The following is a 17,655-nucleotide window of genomic DNA, read 5'->3' as shown; positions in this document are numbered from 1 at the left end:
CAAGAGAGTGGGGGCGGGTATGCGCATAGGCGCGCGAATGATCGCGGTCGGGCTGATGTTGGCGGTCATGGCTGCCGACGTGTGGGCCGCGTCGGATGTGCGCAGTGTTCGCCTGTGGCGCGCACCGGACAATACGCGCCTGGTCTTCGACCTGTCCGGCCCGGTGCAGCACAGCGTGTTCACCCTGACCGCGCCGGATCGTATCGTGATCGATATCAGCGGCGCCAAGCTGGCCACCCCGCTGGACAAGCTGGCCCTGAGCAACACGCCCATAACCGCGGTGCGCTCGGCGCAGCGTACACCGGACGACTTGCGCGTGGTCATCGACGTCTCGGCCCAGGTCACCCCGAAGAGTTTCACCCTGGCGCCCAATCAGCAGTATGGCAATCGCCTGGTCGTCGACCTGTTCGATCAGCCGTCGGATGCCGCGCCGAGTCTGCCGTCCACCACCACCGCCAGTGAGCCCCCGGTTCCCGTCACGCCGACCCAGGCACCGCCCAAGGTGGCCCCCGTGCCGGGTGGCAAACGCGATATCGTGATCGCCATCGATGCCGGCCACGGTGGTGAAGACCCTGGTGCACTGGGCCCGACCAAGGGCCAGTTCGAGAAGAACGTGACCCTGGCCATCGCCAAGGAGCTGCAGCGCCAGGTCAATGCTCAGAAGGGTTTCCGCGGCGAGTTGGTGCGTACCGGCGACTATTTCATTCCGTTGCGCAAGCGTACCGAGATCGCCCGCAAGAAGGGCGCCGATCTGTTCGTGTCCATTCACGCCGATGCGGCGCCCCGTGCGGCCGCTTTCGGCGCTTCGGTTTATGCGCTGTCCGACCGCGGCGCCACTTCGGAAACCGCGCGCTGGCTGGCGGACGCCGAGAACCAGTCCGACCTGATCGGCGGTGCCGGCAACGTCAGTCTCGAGGACAAGGACCGCATGCTTGCCGGCGTGCTGCTCGATCTGTCGATGACCGCGTCGCTGTCCTCCAGCCTAAATGTCGGGCAGAAGGTGCTCGGCCAGATGGGCCAGGTCACGCCGTTGCACAAGCGCCGCGTCGAGCAGGCCGGCTTCATGGTATTGAAGTCGCCGGACATTCCGTCGATCTTGGTCGAAACCGGCTTCATCTCCAACCCCAGCGAGGCGCGCAAGCTGCACTCGGCTGGTCACCAGCAGAGCCTGGCGCGGTCCATCGTCACCGGTGTGAAGCAGTTCTTCGAACAGAACCCACCGCCCGGCACCTACATCGCCTGGCTGCGCGACAATGGCAAAGTTGCCCAGGGGCCGCGTGAGCACCGGGTCTCCTCCGGGGAAAGCCTGGCGCTGATCGCCCAGCGCTATCAGGTCAGCCTGGCGAGCCTGCGCAGTGCCAACTCGCTGAAGTCCGATGTGATCAAAGTCGGCCAGACGCTGCAGATTCCCGCGACCGCCCTGGCTGTCCAGCCATGAGTGACGTGGCGCGCATCCAGCTGCTCAGCCCGCGGCTGGCGAACCAGATCGCCGCCGGCGAGGTGGTCGAACGCCCGGCGTCGGTGGCCAAGGAACTGCTGGAAAACAGCCTGGATTCCGGGGCCAAACGCATCGAAGTGGATGTCGAACAGGGCGGTGTCAAACTGCTGCGCGTGCGCGACGATGGTCGCGGCATCGCCGCCGATGACCTGCCGCTGGCGCTTGCGCGCCATGCCACCAGCAAGATTCGCGAGCTTGAAGACCTCGAACAGGTCTTGAGCATGGGCTTTCGTGGTGAAGCCCTGGCGTCCATCAGCTCGGTCGCCAGGCTGACGCTCACTTCCCGTACCGCTGACGCCGAACAGGCCTGGCAGGTGGAGACCGAAGGCCGCGAGATGCAACCGCACGTGCAGCCGGCGGCCCATCCGGTAGGAACCTCGGTGGAAGTGCGCGACCTGTTCTTCAATACCCCGGCGCGGCGCAAATTCCTCAAGGCCGAGAAGACCGAGTTCGATCACCTGCAGGAAGTCATCAAGCGACTGGCGCTGGCGCGTTTCGATGTGGCCTTCCATCTGCGTCATAACGGCAAGAGCGTGTTGTCGCTGCATGAAGCCAATGACGACGTGAGCCGTGCCCGGCGTGTCGCCTCGGTGTGTAGCGCAGGCTTTCTGGAGCAGGCGCTGCCCATCGATATCGAACGCAATGGCCTGCACCTGTGGGGCTGGGTCGGGTTGCCGACCTTCTCGCGTAGCCAGGCGGATCTGCAGTATTTCTACGTGAACGGCCGCATGGTGCGTGACAAATTGGTCGCCCACGCGGTGCGCCAGGCGTACCGCGACGTGCTGTTCAACGGCCGCCATCCGACCTTCGTGCTATTTCTGGAAATCGACCCGACCGCCGTCGACGTCAACGTGCACCCCACCAAGCACGAAGTGCGCTTCCGTGAAGGGCGCATGGTGCATGACTTCCTGTTCGGTACCTTGCACCGCGCGCTCGGCGAGGTGCGTCCGGAGGATCATTTGGCCACCCCGGCAGCCGCCGAAACGGTCCTGCGACCTAGCGGCCTGGCTGCCGGTGAGTTCGGCCCGCAAGGTGAGATGGGGCTTTCCGCCAGCGTGCTCGAGCGCCCGACCGATTCGGTCTGGCGTTCCCCCGGCGCCGGTTATCAGGGCCAGCGCAGCGAAGCCACGCTGCCGGCCGCCGAGGCGCAGGGCGTCTATCGCGAGTTCTACGCGCCGCTGGCCACCAGCAGCGCGCCGGCTGCCTTGCCGGAGGTTCAGGGTGATATCCCGCCGCTGGGTTACGCCATCGCTCAGCTCAAAGGCGTCTATATCCTGGCCGAAAATGCCCACGGCCTGGTGGTCGTGGACATGCACGCGGCCCATGAGCGCATCACTTACGAGCGTCTCAAGGTGGCAATGGCCAGTGAAGGCCTGCGCGGCCAGCCGCTGCTGGTGCCCGAGTCCATCGCCGTCAGCCAGCGTGAAGCGGACTGCGCCGAAGAGCATGGCCAGTGGTTCCAGAAACTCGGCTTCGAGTTGCAGCGCCTGGGGCCGGAAACCCTGGCGATTCGGCAGATTCCCGCGCTGCTCAAGCAGGCCGAGGCGACGCGCCTGGTGGGCGACGTCTTGTCCGACCTGCTCGAGTACGGCACCAGTGACCGCATTCAGGCGCATCTCAACGAGCTGCTGGCGACCATGGCCTGTCATGGCGCGGTGCGCGCCAATCGCCGCCTGACCCTGCCGGAGATGAACGGCCTGCTCCGTGACATGGAACAGACCGAGCGTAGCGGCCAGTGCAACCATGGCCGGCCGACCTGGACGCAGATGAGTCTCGACCAGTTGGATAAGTTGTTCCTGCGCGGTCAGTAGTCCAGCGCCGCGCTTGCGGTCGGCGGCTCAGGCCCGGAAAATGGGCCGCCGTTCATTCGAGTCGTGTTGATGTCCTCTTTGCCTCCCGCCATCTTTCTGATGGGCCCGACCGCGTCCGGAAAGACCGATCTGGCCCTGGCCCTGGCGCGCGTGTTGCCTTGCGAGCTGATCAGTGTGGACTCGGCGTTGGTTTATCGCGGCATGGACATCGGCACCGCCAAGCCGGATCGCGCCACTCTCGAGGCCTTTCCCCATCATCTGGTGGATATTCGTGATCCGTCCGAAGCCTATTCGGCGGCCGATTTCCGACGTGATGCCCTGGCCTCTATGGCTGACATCACCGAGCGCGGGCGTATTCCGCTACTGGTTGGCGGCACCATGCTCTACTACAAGGCGCTGCTCGAGGGCCTGGCCGACATGCCGGGCGCCGATGCCGAGGTACGTGCCGAGCTCGAAGCGCAGGCCGAGCGCGACGGCCTGGCGGCGCTGCATGCCGAGCTGCAGGCAGTGGATCCGCAATCGGCGGCGCGCATTCATCCGAACGATCCGCAGCGTCTGGTCCGCGCCCTGGAGGTGTTCCGGGTCAGCGGCATGACCATGACGCAACTGCGTGAGCAGCAGAGCGAAGCAGCGACTGAGGGCGGCGGCTTGCCCTATACTGTCGCGCAGTTGGCGATAGCGCCTGCGCAGCGGCAGATTCTCCACGAACGAATCGCCAAACGATTTGATCTGATGCTGGAACAGGGCTTCGTCGCCGAGGTCGAACGCCTGCATCGGCGAGGTGACTTGCACGGTGAAATGCCCTCTATTAGAGCGGTGGGATACCGGCAAGTGTGGGATCATCTGGAAGGGCGACTCAGTGCAGCGCAGATGCGCGAGCGCGGCATCATCGCCACCCGCCAGCTGGCCAAACGGCAATTCACCTGGTTACGCAGTTGGCAAAATGTGCACTGGCTGGACAGTCTCGATTGCGACAATCTGCCACGTGCCTTGAAATACATGGCAACGGTCTCCATATTGAGCTGAGACCTTGCCGCGGGCCGTCTATCCTTGGGGGAAGACGTGCCAAAGCCGTTTGTAGGCCAAGCAACCCGTTCAAACACTATTCATTTATCGATTCATTTAGGAGTGCGGCACATGTCAAAAGGGCATTCGCTACAAGACCCTTACCTCAATACCCTGCGGAAGGAGCGCGTTCCGGTTTCCATCTACCTGGTCAACGGCATCAAGCTGCAAGGCCAGATTGAATCCTTTGACCAGTTCGTCATTCTGCTGAAGAACACCGTCAGCCAGATGGTCTACAAGCACGCGATCTCCACCGTGGTACCGAGCCGTCCGGTTCGTCTGCCAAGCGCGTCGGAGTCCGATCAGGCCGAGTCCGAGCCAGGTAACGTCTAAGCCAGGGGGTCGCATTGTTCTTCGAGCGCCATGAAGGGGGTGAACGGGCCATCCTGGTTCATCTGGATAGTCAGAACACCGAGGCGAGCGAGGATCCCCAGGAGTTTCAGGAATTGGCGCTGTCTGCCGGTGCCGATACCGTAGCGTTCTTCAGTGTGCCCAATAGCCGGCCCACCGCGAAGTTCCTTATCGGTAGCGGCAAGGTGGAAGAGCTGCGTGACCAGGTCAAGGCCCACGAGGCCGACCTGGTCATTTTCAATCATGTCCTCACGCCCAGTCAGGAACGTAACCTCGAGCGCATGTTCGAGTGTCGCGTGCTTGATCGCACCGGGCTGATTCTCGATATCTTCGCCCAGCGCGCACGTACCCACGAAGGCAAGTTGCAGGTCGAGCTGGCTCAGCTCGATCACATGAGCACGCGCTTGGTGCGCGGCTGGACTCACCTCGAACGACAGAAAGGCGGGATCGGTCTGCGCGGCCCGGGTGAAACCCAGCTGGAAACCGACCGCCGCCTGCTGCGCGTGCGTATCCGCCAGATCAAGCAGAAGCTGGAGAAGGTGCGCAGTCAGCGGGAGCAGGCGCGCCGCGGCCGCAAGCGGGCCGATATTCCTTCCGTGTCGCTAGTCGGCTACACCAACGCCGGCAAGTCCACATTGTTCAACGCCCTGACCGAATCCGAGGTCTACGCGGCTGATCAACTGTTCGCCACCCTTGACCCGACCCTGCGTCGTCTCCAGCTCGACGACCTGGGCCCCGTGGTGCTGGCCGATACCGTGGGCTTTATTCGTCACCTGCCGCACAAGCTGGTCGAGGCGTTTCGCGCAACGCTTGAGGAGTCGAGCAACTCCGATCTGCTGCTGCACGTGATCGATTCGCACGAGCCGGAGCGCGATGCGCAGATCGAGCAGGTGCTCGAGGTGCTGGGCGAAATCGGCGCCCAGGATCTGCCGGTACTTGAGGTCTACAACAAGCTCGACCTGCTCGAGGGTGTTGAGCCGCAGATCCAGCGCAATGCCGACGGGCGCCCCGAGCGGGTGTGGTTGTCGGCGCGTGATGGTCGCGGTTTGCCGCTGCTCAAGCAGGCGGTGGCCGAGCTGCTCGGTGACGATCTGTTCGTCGCCACCCTGCAGCTGCCGCAGCGCCTGGCGCGCCTGCGGGCGCAGTTCTTTGAGCTGGGCGCGGTGCTGCAGGAGTCCTATGCCGAAGACGGCAGCAGCCTCTTACAGGTGCGCATCCCGCGGGTCGAGCTCAATCGTCTGGTCAGTCGCGAGGGCCTGCAGCCGCTGGAGTTCATTGAGCAACACACTTTGCAATAAAGCCCGCAGCGGTGATTTTGCCGCTGGAAGCAGGCATTCTGTAGCATTGGTGGGCGCGCCGTTGGGCGCGTCTTTGCTTTATCAGTATGGAGAGCGCTATGGCTTGGAATGAGCCGGGTGGCAACTCGAATAATCAGGATCCCTGGGGTGGCGGCGGCCGTGGCGGTAAAGGCGGCGGTGGCGGCGATCGCAAGGGACCACCGGATCTTGACGAAGCCTTCCGCAAGCTGCAGGACAACCTCAATGGGTTGTTCGGTGGTCGCAAGAAACGCGGCAGTGATGGTAGCGGCTCCGATAGCGGCAAGGGCGGCGGTTTCGGCCTGCTGTTCGTTGCGCTGGCCGTGGTCGGCGCCTTCTGGCTGTATAACGCCATCTACGTGGTCGACGAGCAGGAGCAGGCCGTGGTGCTGCGCTTCGGCAAGTACTACGAGACGGTCGGCCCGGGTCTGAACATCTATTTCCCACCGATTGACCGCAAGTTTCAGGAAAACGTCACCCGCGAGCGTGCTTACAGCAAGCAGGGGCAGATGCTGACCGAAGACGAGAACATCATCGAAGTGCCGCTGACCGTTCAATACAAGATCAGCAGCCTCAAGGATTACGTGCTCAACGTCGACATGCCGGAAACCAGCCTGCAGCACGCCACCGACAGCGCCGTGCGCCACGTGGTGGGTTCCACCGAGATGGATCAGGTGCTGACCGAAGGCCGTGAGCAGATGGCTGGCGATGTTCGCGAGCGTCTGCAGCGTTTCCTCGACACCTACCGCACCGGTATCACCGTGACCCAGGTGAACCTGCAGAGCGCCGCAGCGCCGCGTGAGGTTCAGGAAGCCTTCGATGACGTGATTCGTGCCCGTGAAGACGAGCAGCGTGAGAAGAACTTGGCGGAAACCTACGCCAATGGTGTGGTCCCGGAAGCCCGTGGTCAGGCCCAGCGTCTGATCGAGGATGCCAGCGGTTACCGCGACGAAGTGATCTCCCGCGCCCAGGGTGAGGCGGATCGTTTCACCGCGCTGGTCGCCGAGTACCGCAAGGCACCGGAAATCACCCGTCAGCGTCTGTATCTGGACACCATGCAGCAGATGATGACCAACACCAGCAAGGTGCTGGTGACCGGCGACAAGGGGCAGAACAATCTGCTCTATCTGCCGCTGGACAAGATGATCGACAGCCGTGGCGGCAGCAGCAATCCGTCGTCCGGCGCAGTCGGTGCCGGCGCTGCCGATCTCGGCTCGCGTGTGGGTAACAACGTTGGGCAGCCAGACGTGCGCACAAGGGAGAGCCGCTGATGAGCAATAAATCACTGGTGACCCTGATCGCGGGCGTAGTGCTGGCCCTGGTGGCCTGGAGCAGCTTCTACATCGTGGCGCAGACCGAGCGGGCGGTACTGCTGCAGTTCGGTCGTATCGTCGAGGCGGACGTGCAGCCGGGTCTTCACATGAAGATTCCGTACGTCAACCAGGTGCGCAAGTTCGATGCCCGTCTGCTGACTTTGGATACCGTCAATTCGCGCTTCCTGACCCTCGAGAAGAAAGCGTTGATGGTCGATGCCTACGCCAAATGGCGCGTGCAGGATGCCGAGCGTTACTACACCGCGACTTCGGGTGTGAAGCAGATCGCCGACGAGCGTCTGTCGCGTCGTCTCGAAGCCTCGCTGCGTGACCAGTTCGGTAAGCGCACCCTGCACGAGTCGGTATCCGGCGAGCGTGATGCACTGATGGCTGACGTCACCGCCTCGCTCAACCGCGCGGCGCAGCGTGAGCTGGGTATCGAGGTGGTGGACGTTCGCGTCAAGGCCATCGACCTGCCCAAGGAAGTCAACCGCAGCGTCTTCGATCGCATGAGTTCGGAGCGTGAGCGCGAGGCGCGTGAGCACCGCGCCAAGGGTAAGGAGTTGGCAGAAGGTATTCGTGCCGACGCCGATCGTCAGCAGCGCGTGATTCTCGCCGAGGCTTATCGCCAGGCCGAGGAACTGCGTGGTGAGGGTGATGCCCAGGCCGCGGCCATCTACTCCAAGGCCTATGGCCAGGATCAGGAGTTCTATGCCTTCTATCGCAGTCTGAACGCCTATCGCGAGAGCTTCTCCGACAAGCGTGACGTGCTGGTACTGGATCCGAGCAGCGACTTCTTCCGTTACCTGGAAAAGTCCAAGCCGTAACGAGGCTCCGAGCCGCAAGCCAAACACCGCAAGCCGAAGCCCCGTGCTCGCTTGTCGTGTGAAGCTTGCGGCTTGAGGCTTTCGACGTGGTATGATGCGGCAGCCGGGAAAATCCCGGCTTTTTTACGCCTGTGGGAATCATGCGGCACGAACTGAGCGTTACGTTCTGTCTTTCAAGGTCCCTGACCTTGTCCCTTTCCGCGCCGCTGGCGTGGGGGCTTCGTGCAATCAAATCTCTGATCGTCTCGATGCCCGTTCCTGGAGTCGGCCGGCCTGTTGCCGTGCTCGGCTTCCCATCCGCTTCACTGAAGGCTTGTGCCGCCCGAATCAAGAGGGAAATGGCGAAATGGCAACGGTAGACCGCTGGCTGCTGCCAGATGGGATCGAAGAAGTATTGCCCCCGGAAGCGGCGCGCATCGAAATCGCGCGTCGCCAGGTGCTGGATCTGTTCCAGCGCTGGGGCTATGAGTTCGTGGTCACTCCCCACATCGAGTACCTGGAGTCGCTGCTCACCGGCGCGGGCCAGGATCTGGATCTGCGCACCTTCAAGGTGACCGATCCGCTGTCCGGCCGGCAGATGGGTTTTCGTGCCGACATCACCCCGCAGGTCGCGCGCATCGATGCGCATACCCTGCGCCGTGAAGGGCCGAGCCGCCTGTGCTACGCCGGCAGCGTACTGCATGCGCAGCCGCGGGCGCTGACCACCTCGCGCAGCCCGATTCAGCTGGGCGCCGAACTTTACGGCGACGCCAGTCCGGCCAGCGATGTCGAGGTGATCAGCCTGCTGGTCGACACCCTGGAGCTGGCCGAAGTGCCGGACGTGCACATGGACCTGGGGCACGTCGGTATCTACCGCGGCCTGGTGCGTGCTGCCGAACTCTCTGGTGAGGCCGAGCAGCAGCTGTTCGATGCCCTGCAGCGCAAGGCCATGGACGAGATCGATGCGCTTACCGAGGCGCTGCCGGACTCGCTGCGCCGCATGCTGCGGGCACTGGCCGAGCTGTGCGGAAGTCGGGACGTGCTGGATCTTGCACAGGCCTGTCTGGTCGATGCGCCGGATGACGTGCATGCCGCTCTCGACGAGCTGGTAGCCATCGCCGATGCGCTGGAGCTGCGCTATCCGGAGCTGCCGTTGTATTTCGATCTCGGTGAGCTGCGTGGTTATCACTACCACACTGGCGTGGTGTTCGCCGCGTTCGTACCGTCCGTGGGGCAGGCCATCGCCCAGGGCGGTCGTTACGACGACATTGGTGCCGACTTCGGTCGTGCCCGTCCGGCTACCGGCTTCTCCACCGACCTGAAGACGCTGGTGACGCTCGGCCGTATGCCGCTGGGCGAAGAGCCGGCAGGCATCTGGGCGCCGGACAGTCATGACGTCTATCTGTGGCAGGCGGTCCGCCGCTTGCGCGCCGAGGGTGAGCGCGTGGTGCAGGCGCTGCCGGGGCAGGAATTGAGCGAGGCGGTGCAGGCGCACTGCGATCGCCAGCTGGTATTGCATGAGGGTCGCTGGCAGGTGCTGGCGCTGGACTGAGCGGCCTGCAGGCTCGTCTATTCTGATTTATTTTCGCCGGCCGCGACCGGCTCAAGCTTGCGCGAAGAGGACAAGTATCATGGGTAAGAATGTCGTCGTCCTGGGCACCCAGTGGGGTGATGAGGGCAAGGGCAAGATCGTCGATCTGCTGACCGAACACGCCGCCGCCGTCGTGCGTTACCAGGGCGGTCACAATGCCGGCCACACGCTGGTGATCGACGGTGAGAAAACCGTACTGCACCTGATTCCGTCGGGCGTGCTGCGTGAAGGCGTGCAGTGCCTGATCGGCAATGGCGTGGTGGTCGCTCCCGACGCCCTGCTGCGCGAGATCAATAAGCTGGAAGAGAAGGGCGTACCGGTGCGTGAACGCCTGCGCATCAGCCCATCCTGTCCGCTGATTCTGTCCTACCACGTGGCCCTGGACCAGGCGCGCGAGAAGGCCCGTGGCGAGCTGAAGATCGGTACCACCGGTCGCGGTATCGGCCCGGCCTACGAAGACAAGGTCGCCCGTCGCGGCCTGCGCATCGGTGACCTGTTCCACCGCGAGCGTTTCGCCGCCAAGCTCGGCGAGCTGCTGGATTACCACAACTTCCAGTTGGTGAATTACTACAAAGAGCCGGCCATCGACTTCCAGGAAACCTTGGATCAGTGCATGGAATACGCCGAGCAGCTCAAGCCGATGATGCTCGACGTCACTGCCGAGCTGCACAACCTGCGTCGCGCCGGCAAGGACATCATGTTCGAAGGCGCCCAGGGCTCGCTGCTGGACATCGACCACGGCACCTACCCGTACGTCACCAGCTCCAACACCACCGCGGGCGGTATCGCCACCGGTTCCGGCGTTGGTCCGATGTACATCGACTACATCCTCGGCATTACCAAGGCCTACACCACGCGCGTCGGTTCCGGCCCGTTCCCCACCGAGCTGTTCGATGACGTCGGCGCCTTCCTGGCCAAGCGCGGCCACGAGTTCGGCGCCACCACCGGCCGTGCCCGCCGTTGCGGCTGGTTCGACGCGGTGATCCTGCGTCGCGCCATCGACGTCAACAGCATTTCGGGCCTGTGCCTGACCAAGCTGGATGTGCTCGACGGTCTGGAAACCATCCGTATCTGCGTGGGCTACAAGAACGAGAACGGCGCCGTCATCGACGCGCCGACCGATGCCGACAGCTACATTGGCCTGGAGCCGGTGTACGAGGAAATGCCGGGCTGGAGCGAGTCGACCCTGGGTGCCAAGACCCTGGAAGAACTGCCGGCCAACGCCCGTGCCTACATCTCGCGCCTGGAAGAGCTGGTCGGTGCGCCGATCGACATCATCTCCACCGGCCCGGATCGCAACGAGACCATCGTGCTGCGCCATCCTTTCGCCTGAGTGGTAACGGCTGCTGCGGCGGCCGCAGATCGGTAAACGAAACGGGTCGCCCTTGGGCGGCCCGTTTTCGTTTGACGAGGCGCGAGGCCTGGGTGCAATCTGGCGATGTGCCGCTATTCGGCACGCGCCTTGCTTTGACTTGCTCCTACCCTGAAGTTGCCGCTCCTCTGGCGGTCGGAGGATTTGCCCGTGATCGCTGTCTTTTCGCTGCTGCGTAGTCGCCTGTTGCTGCCCGTGTTCATCGCGCTGGGCGTGGCGCTGTTCGTTCAGGTGGTGCTGGTGCTGGCACTGACGCGCAGCACCGTGGATGGTCTGGTGACCGATCTTGAGCGTCAGCTGGGCAGCGATTCCCAGCGTCTGGCGACCGAGTTGGAGCAGGCCAACAAGGACGTGTCGGCTAGCCTGGGCGGGCTTTCGGTGCGTACCCGTGAGAGTCTGTCGGCCGGGCTGTCGAGTCGCCTCAGTGATGAGCGTGTGCAGATTCGTGCCAGTCTCGAGCGCAGTCTGCGCGATTCCGCCAATGATCTGGCGCAGCTGCTCGCTGCCGTGGCGCCGCGTGCCATGTGGGATTCCGATATTCCTGCGCTGTCGGAATTCGCCCGCCGTGCGCAGCGTAACCCCAACGTGCTGTTCGTAATCTACGACGATGCCGAGGGTAACCATCTGACCCGTTACCTCAACCGTCAGAACGAGCAGATTCAGCACATGCTCGATACCGGAGCGGGTGAGCGTGCGCTGGACAAGGTAATCAATGCGGCCAAGACCGACCCGGGCGTGTATTTCGTCGAAGCCAGCATCAGCCCCAATGATGTGGAAATCGGCAAGGTGCTGATGGGAGTTTCCACGTCCGCCATCGAGGCCGAGCTGCAGGCGGTCGACAAGCGTTTCGAGGCCTTGCTGGCCAGCGGCGGTCAGCTGGTGGCCGATAGTCTGGCCGGCGCCTCCACGGATAGCGCCAAGGCGCTTTCGGAGCGGCTGGCCTCGGCGCAGCAGGCGGCCCAGGGCATGGCGACCAATACCGGTGCAGCGGTCGACGCGGCCGCCTCCAACCTGCGCTGGCGCATCGGCATGGGCCTGGCGGTGGTTGGCTTCGGCGTATTGCTGGCGCTGGCGATCGTGCTGGGGCGTCGCGTGGTGGTGCGCCTGCGCACCTTGATCGCGGCGCTCGACGACTTGGCCGCTGGCGAGGGCGATCTGACCCGGCGAATCGAAATCGACAGTCGTGACGAGGTGGGTGAAATGGCCTCTGCCGTTAACCGTTTCGTCGCCAAACTGCAGCCCATCGTGCGTGAGGCCGGTGACGTGGCGGTGCGCACCGGACAGGAAATTACCGCGCTGAGCGCTCGCAGCGTTGCCGCGGAGCAGGCTGCCGAACGCCAGCGTGACGAAGTGGCAGCCAGCCTGCAGGCGCTGGCAGTAATGGCTGACGAGGCTCAGGCCGAAAGTCGGGCCATGCAGGAGGCTTTGCAGCGGGTCGAGGCGATTCGCCAGTCGACCCAGGAAAACACCGCCATCGCCAACCGGGTCGGCGGCTCCATCGAAGAGCTGGTGCAGCGGGTCGACGCCGGTTCGGCGGTCATCGAGCGTCTGGCCAAGCAGAGTGAGCAGATCGAAGTGGTGCTCACGGTGATTCGCTCGATCGCCGAGCAGACCAACCTGCTGGCCCTCAACGCGGCCATCGAGGCGGCGCGGGCCGGCGAGAGCGGCCGTGGCTTTGCCGTGGTGGCCGATGAGGTGCGTGCGCTGGCCAGCAAGACCCAGCAATCGACCGGCGATATCCAGTCGCATATCGTCGCCCTGCAGCAGGGCGCCCGTGAAGCGGTCGGGGCAATCGGTCAGGCTGGGCAGCAGGCGGACCAAGGCTTGGCGGCGCTTCGTGAAAGCGCGCGTATCCAGCAGGCGGTACAGCGCTCGGTTGAGGACGTACACGGCGCCATCAATGCCGCCACTCAGGCTGCGGCGCATCAGGCCGAAGGGGCCGATGCGGTGCGCGGTCGGGTCGAGGTAATCCACGCCGAGGCCCAGCGTGCGGCCGAGGCGGTGGCGGCGACGGCCAATAGCGGTCGTGTACTCGATGGCCTGGCGGGGCAGCTCAAGGACAGCCTGGGTCAGTTCAAGGTGTGAGGAGGGCAGCGCGGGCCTGGTGATTGCCAGGCCTTGCGGGTCACTTTTGCTCAGGCAATAAAAAACCGAGCCATTGGCTCGGTTTTTTGAATTTTGGTGCCCAGGAGAAGACTCGAACTTCCACGATCTTGCGATCACTGATACCTGAAACCAGCGCGTCTACCAATTCCGCCACCTGGGCACTGCAGTAATGTTCACCGTTGCCGGTACGGATCATTACATCCGTTATTTGCAAAGCAGGTTATCAAGCTGCTTCACGAAATTTGGTGCCCAGGAGAAGACTCGAACTTCCACGATCTTGCGATCACTGATACCTGAAACCAGCGCGTCTACCAATTCCGCCACCTGGGCACTGAAACTGATGATTGCTCATCTGCTTCGTGTTACAACGTCTGCTCGACGCTGTGGGCGCGAACTATACGGTCGCGCTTTTACCTTGTAAACCCCTGACGTCGAAAAATTATTTGTGCTGAGAGCTGACCCGGAGGGCGCTTTCGCGCTTCAATAGATACATGGCAAAAAACGACTCTATAGATAAGGTGAACAGTTTCTAATGGCCGATTGGCAATCCCTCGATCCCGAGGCCGCCCGAGAAGCGGAAAAGTATGACAACCCCATTCCCAGCCGCGAGCTGATTCTTCAGCAACTGGCTGATCGCGGCTCGCCCGCCAGTCGTGAGGAGCTGCTCGAAGAGTTCGGGCTGACCACCGACGAGCAGATAGAAGCCCTGCGCCGCCGACTGCGCGCCATGGAGCGCGACGGTCAACTGATCTACACCCGCCGCGGCACCTACGCGCCGGTGGACAAGCTGGACCTGATCCTTGGTCGAGTCAGTGGCCACCGCGACGGTTTCGGCTTTCTGGTGCCCGATGACGGCAGCGATGACCTGTTCCTGAGCCCCGCGCAGATGCGTCTGGTATTCGATGGCGACCGCGCACTGGCGCGGGTTTCGGGCCTCGACCGTCGCGGTCGCCGCGAAGGTGCCATCGTCGAAGTGATTTCCCGTGGTCATCAGACCATTGTCGGTCGTTATTACGAAGAGAGCGGTATCGGCTTCGTGATTCCCGACAATCCGAAGATCCAGCAGGAAGTGCTGGTCACTGCCGGCCGTAACGGCGGCGCCAAGCAGGGCCAGTTCGTCGAAGTGACGATCACCCACTGGCCGACCCCGCGCTTCCAGCCCCAGGGCGACGTGACCGAAGTGGTCGGTAACTACATGGCACCGGGCATGGAAATCGACGTGGCCCTGCGCAGCTACGACATTCCTCATGTCTGGCCAGAGGCGGTGCTCAAGGAAGCCCGCAAGCTCAAGCCCGAGGTCGAGGAGAAGGACAAGGAAAACCGCGTCGACATGCGGCATATCCCGTTCGTCACCATCGACGGCGAGGATGCCCGCGATTTCGACGATGCGGTGTACTGCGAGAAGAGCGGCAGCAACTGGCGCCTGTTCTCCGGCGGCTGGAAGCTTTACGTGGCCATCGCCGACGTTTCCCATTACGTGAAGGTCGGCTCGGCGCTGGACGCCGAGGCCCAGGTACGCGGCAACTCGGTATACTTCCCGGAGCGGGTCATTCCGATGCTGCCGGAAGAGCTGTCCAACGGCCTGTGCTCGCTGAACCCCAAGGTCGATCGCCTGGCCATGGTCTGCGAGATCTCGATCTCCAAGACCGGCAAGATGACCGACTACAAGTTCTATGAGGCGGTGATCCACTCCCATGCGCGCCTGACCTACAACAAGGTCAGTGCAATGCTCGAGCAGCCCAAGAGCAGCGAAGGCAAGGCCCTGCGCAGCGAGTACAAGGACGTGCTGCCGCACCTCAAGCAACTGTATTCGCTCTATCAGGTGCTGCTCACCGCTCGCCACGAGCGCGGCGCCATCGACTTCGAAACCCAGGAGACCCGCATCATCTTCGGCTCGGGCCGCAAGATCGCGGAGATCCGCCCGACCCAGCGCAACGATGCCCACAAGCTGATCGAGGAATGCATGCTGGCCGCCAACGTGGCCACCGCCGCGTTCATGCAGAAGCACGGCATTCCGGCGCTGTACCGCGTGCACGATGGTCCGCCACCGGAGCGCCTGGAAAAGCTCAAGGCGTTTCTCGGCGAGCTGGGGCTTTCCCTGCACCGTGGCAAGTCCAAGGACGGTCCGTCGCCCAAGGACTACCAGGCACTGCTGGAAAGCATCCGCGGTCGCGAGGATTACCACCTGATCCAGACGGTGATGCTGCGCTCGCTCAGCCAGGCGGTATACAGCGCTGACAATCAGGGGCACTTCGGCCTCAATTACGACGCCTACGCGCACTTCACCTCGCCGATTCGCCGCTACCCGGATCTGCTGATCCATCGCGCGATCCGCAGCGTGATCCGCTCCAGGCAGGACACCCCGCACGTCGAGCGTGCCGGTGCCGTTAGCATGCCCAAGGCGCGCATCTATCCGTACGACGAACCAATGCTCGAGCAGCTCGGTGAGCAGTGCTCGATGTCCGAGCGACGTGCCGATGAAGCCACTCGTGACGTGGTCAACTGGCTCAAGTGCGAGTTCATGAAGGATCGCGTCGGTGAAACCTTCCCGGGCGTGATCACTGCCGTGACCGGTTTCGGCCTGTTCGTCGAGCTCAAAGACATCTACGTCGAAGGCCTGGTGCACGTCACCGCGTTGCCTGGCGATTACTACCACTTCGATCCCGTGCATCACCGTCTGGCGGGTGAGCGCAGTGGCCGCAGCTTCCGCCTTGGCGATAGCGTGTCAGTGAAGGTCATGCGTGTCGATCTGGATGAGCGCAAGATCGATTTCGAGATGGCCGAAGGTACAGAGCAGGCGTCGGCGGCGCGCGGCAAGCGTCGTGAGTCTGGCAGCGATAGCCGCGGTGGCCGCGGCGCGCGCAACACGCCTGCTGGTAATACCGACGTGCAGAAAAGCCGAGACGTGAAGAAGGCGCTGCTCGCCGAGTCCAAGACTTCCGGCAAGAAAGGTGGCAAGCCGACGGACAAGGGCGGCAAGCCGAGTCGCCATCGCAAGGGCCCGTCGAAAGGCAAGGCCAAGTCATGAGTCAGCTGGAAAAGATCTACGGCGTGCATGCCGTCGAGGCGCTGCTGCGTCATCATCCCAAGCGTGTGAAGCAGATCTGGCTGGCTGATGGTCGCAGTGATCCGCGCGTGCAGCCGCTGCTCGAATTGGCCGGTAAGGCGCGTGTAGCTGTCGGCCAGTGCGAGCGCCGTGAGATGGACGCCTGGGTCGAAGGCGTGCACCAGGGTGTGGTCGCCGAAGTCAGCCCAAGTCAGGTATGGGGCGAGGCGATGCTCGAGGAGTTGCTCGACCGTTGTGAAGGCCCACCGCTGCTGCTGGTACTCGACGGGGTGACCGATCCGCACAACCTCGGCGCCTGCCTGCGCACCGCCGATGCGGCGGGTGCGCTGGCGGTGATCGTGCCGAAGGACAAATCGGCCACGCTCACGCCGGTGGTGCGCAAGGTCGCCTGTGGGGCTGCCGAGGTGATCCCGCTGGTCGCCGTGACCAACCTAGCGCGCAGCCTGGAAAAGCTCCAGCAGCGCGGCTTGTGGGTCGTCGGTACGGCTGGTGAAGCCGAGCAGGAGTTGTTCCAGCAGGACCTGACTGGCCCGACAGTGCTGATCATGGGCGCTGAAGGCAAAGGCATGCGCCGCCTGACCCGCGAGCACTGCGATTACCTGGTCAAGCTGCCCATGGCTGGCAGCGTCAGCAGTCTCAACGTGTCGGTCGCCACCGGCATCTGCCTGTTCGAGGCGCTGCGTCAGCGTCGCGCGCTCAAAGCCTGAAACAATCGCCGGCGCAACGCCGGCGATTGGCTGTTCAAAAAATCGCCAAATCGCCTTGCGTGCGCCAGGGGGCTTCTCTAGAATGTCGCCCCTTGCCGTCATGGCAGGCGTTTGCGCGCCTCTCCGTTTCAGCAAGTCAACAGTGTCATTCACTCCTTGCCTGACCGCATTTCGCGGCAGGCTACAACCCGTAAGGAGCATTCATGCGTCATTACGAAATCATCTTTCTGGTTCACCCGGACCAGAGCGAGCAAGTCGGCGGCATGGTCGAGCGTTACACCAAGCTGATCGAAGAAGACGGCGGCAAGATCCACCGTCTGGAAGATTGGGGCCGTCGTCAACTGGCCTACGCCATCAATAACGTTCACAAGGCTCACTACGTGATGCTGAACGTTGAGTGCAGCGGCAAGGCCCTGGCTGAGCTGGAAGACAACTTCCGCTACAACGATGCCGTGATCCGTAACTTGGTCATCCGTCGCGACGAAGCCGTTACCGGTCAGTCCGAGATGCTCAAGGCCGAAGAAAACCGCAGTGAGCGCCGTGAGCGTCGTGAACGTCCTGAAAACGCCGAGTCCAACGACGGCGATGACAGCGACAACAACGACAGCGACAACGCTGACGAGTAATCACCGGATCTATTGAGGAGCCAATC

Annotated in this window: 13 protein-coding genes, 2 tRNA genes and 1 pseudogene; 14 read left to right on the top strand and 2 right to left on the bottom strand. The window is 63.2% G+C overall.

What is annotated here, in order from left to right:
• Positions 1 to 7: 7 nt before the first annotated feature.
• From PVA39_RS20765 to PVA39_RS23600, 11 genes and pseudogenes are all read left to right on the top strand, one after another.
• Positions 8 to 1,438, top strand: coding sequence for an N-acetylmuramoyl-L-alanine amidase (locus PVA39_RS20765; RefSeq protein WP_274125813.1), 1,431 nt, complete (start codon positions 8 to 10; stop codon positions 1,436 to 1,438).
• Entirely contained in the window at positions 1,435 to 3,309 is a 1,875-nt protein-coding gene (gene mutL / locus PVA39_RS20760; RefSeq protein WP_274125648.1) for a DNA mismatch repair endonuclease MutL, read from the top strand. The genes PVA39_RS20765 and mutL overlap by 4 nt, the downstream gene beginning before the upstream one ends.
• 69 nt (positions 3,310 to 3,378) lie before the next feature.
• Positions 3,379 to 4,335 (top strand): tRNA (adenosine(37)-N6)-dimethylallyltransferase MiaA, encoded by a 957-nt coding sequence (miaA, locus tag PVA39_RS20755; protein ID WP_274125647.1) that lies wholly within the window; start codon positions 3,379 to 3,381, stop codon positions 4,333 to 4,335.
• A gap of 111 nt (positions 4,336 to 4,446) precedes the next feature.
• Complete coding sequence (gene hfq, locus PVA39_RS20750; protein WP_013793183.1) at positions 4,447 to 4,707, top strand: RNA chaperone Hfq; 261 nt, start codon at positions 4,447 to 4,449, stop codon at positions 4,705 to 4,707.
• A 14-nt stretch (positions 4,708 to 4,721) separates the two neighbouring features.
• Positions 4,722 to 6,023 carry a ribosome rescue GTPase HflX gene (gene hflX, locus PVA39_RS20745; RefSeq protein ID WP_274125646.1) on the top strand — a complete coding sequence of 434 codons (1,302 nt, stop codon included), beginning with the start codon at positions 4,722 to 4,724 and terminating at the stop codon, positions 6,021 to 6,023.
• Positions 6,024 to 6,121: 98 nt separating this feature from the next.
• Complete coding sequence (gene hflK / locus PVA39_RS20740) at positions 6,122 to 7,312, top strand: FtsH protease activity modulator HflK (RefSeq protein WP_274125645.1); 1,191 nt, start codon at positions 6,122 to 6,124, stop codon at positions 7,310 to 7,312.
• The gene (gene hflC, locus PVA39_RS20735) at positions 7,312 to 8,181 is read left to right on the top strand and encodes a protease modulator HflC (protein ID WP_013793180.1); all 870 of its coding nucleotides are present in this window, start codon (positions 7,312 to 7,314) and stop codon (positions 8,179 to 8,181) included. The genes hflK and hflC overlap by 1 nt, the downstream gene beginning before the upstream one ends.
• A 346-nt stretch (positions 8,182 to 8,527) precedes the next feature.
• Complete coding sequence (locus tag PVA39_RS20730) at positions 8,528 to 9,712, top strand: ATP phosphoribosyltransferase regulatory subunit (RefSeq protein WP_274125644.1); 1,185 nt, start codon at positions 8,528 to 8,530, stop codon at positions 9,710 to 9,712.
• Between the two features lie 79 nt (positions 9,713 to 9,791).
• Positions 9,792 to 11,084: an adenylosuccinate synthase gene (locus tag PVA39_RS20725; protein ID WP_274125643.1), complete on the top strand. Its 1,293-nt coding sequence runs from the start codon at positions 9,792 to 9,794 to the stop codon at positions 11,082 to 11,084.
• A gap of 561 nt (positions 11,085 to 11,645) precedes the next feature.
• A pseudogene (locus tag PVA39_RS23605) lies at positions 11,646 to 12,350 on the top strand (HAMP domain-containing protein); the annotation flags it as partial.
• Complete coding sequence (locus PVA39_RS23600) at positions 12,324 to 13,208, top strand: methyl-accepting chemotaxis protein (protein ID WP_372239579.1); 885 nt, start codon at positions 12,324 to 12,326, stop codon at positions 13,206 to 13,208. The pseudogene PVA39_RS23605 and the gene PVA39_RS23600, both read left to right, overlap by 27 nt.
• A gap of 94 nt (positions 13,209 to 13,302) precedes the next feature.
• On the opposite strand, the gene PVA39_RS20715 is transcribed toward PVA39_RS23600, so the two are convergent.
• A tRNA-Leu gene (locus tag PVA39_RS20715) sits at positions 13,303 to 13,389 on the bottom strand.
• An 83-nt stretch (positions 13,390 to 13,472) separates the two neighbouring features.
• Positions 13,473 to 13,559: transfer RNA gene (locus tag PVA39_RS20710), tRNA-Leu, on the bottom strand.
• 202 nt (positions 13,560 to 13,761) lie between these two features.
• On the opposite strand from PVA39_RS20710, the gene rnr reads away from it, so the two are divergent.
• The 3 genes from rnr to rpsF all read left to right on the top strand — a co-directional run bounded on the left by rnr (position 13,762) and on the right by rpsF (position 17,629).
• Positions 13,762 to 16,257 carry a ribonuclease R gene (gene rnr / locus PVA39_RS20705; protein WP_274125642.1) on the top strand — a complete coding sequence of 832 codons (2,496 nt, stop codon included), beginning with the start codon at positions 13,762 to 13,764 and terminating at the stop codon, positions 16,255 to 16,257.
• On the top strand, positions 16,254 to 17,003 hold the full coding sequence (rlmB, locus tag PVA39_RS20700) for a 23S rRNA (guanosine(2251)-2'-O)-methyltransferase RlmB (protein WP_274125641.1): 750 nt from the start codon (positions 16,254 to 16,256) through the stop codon (positions 17,001 to 17,003). The genes rnr and rlmB overlap by 4 nt, the downstream gene beginning before the upstream one ends.
• Before the next feature lie 203 nt (positions 17,004 to 17,206).
• Entirely contained in the window at positions 17,207 to 17,629 is a 423-nt protein-coding gene (gene rpsF / locus PVA39_RS20695) for a 30S ribosomal protein S6 (protein ID WP_013793174.1), read from the top strand.
• Positions 17,630 to 17,655 lie beyond the last annotated feature (26 nt).

The sequence above is a fragment of the Pseudomonas sp. CNPSo 3701 genome (assembly GCF_028674975.1).
In the GTDB taxonomy this organism is placed as follows: Bacteria; Pseudomonadota; Gammaproteobacteria; order Pseudomonadales; family Pseudomonadaceae; genus Aquipseudomonas; species Aquipseudomonas straminea.
Note: the sequence above shows the minus strand (reverse complement) of the source record. Positions and strands in the feature narration are given on the sequence as shown.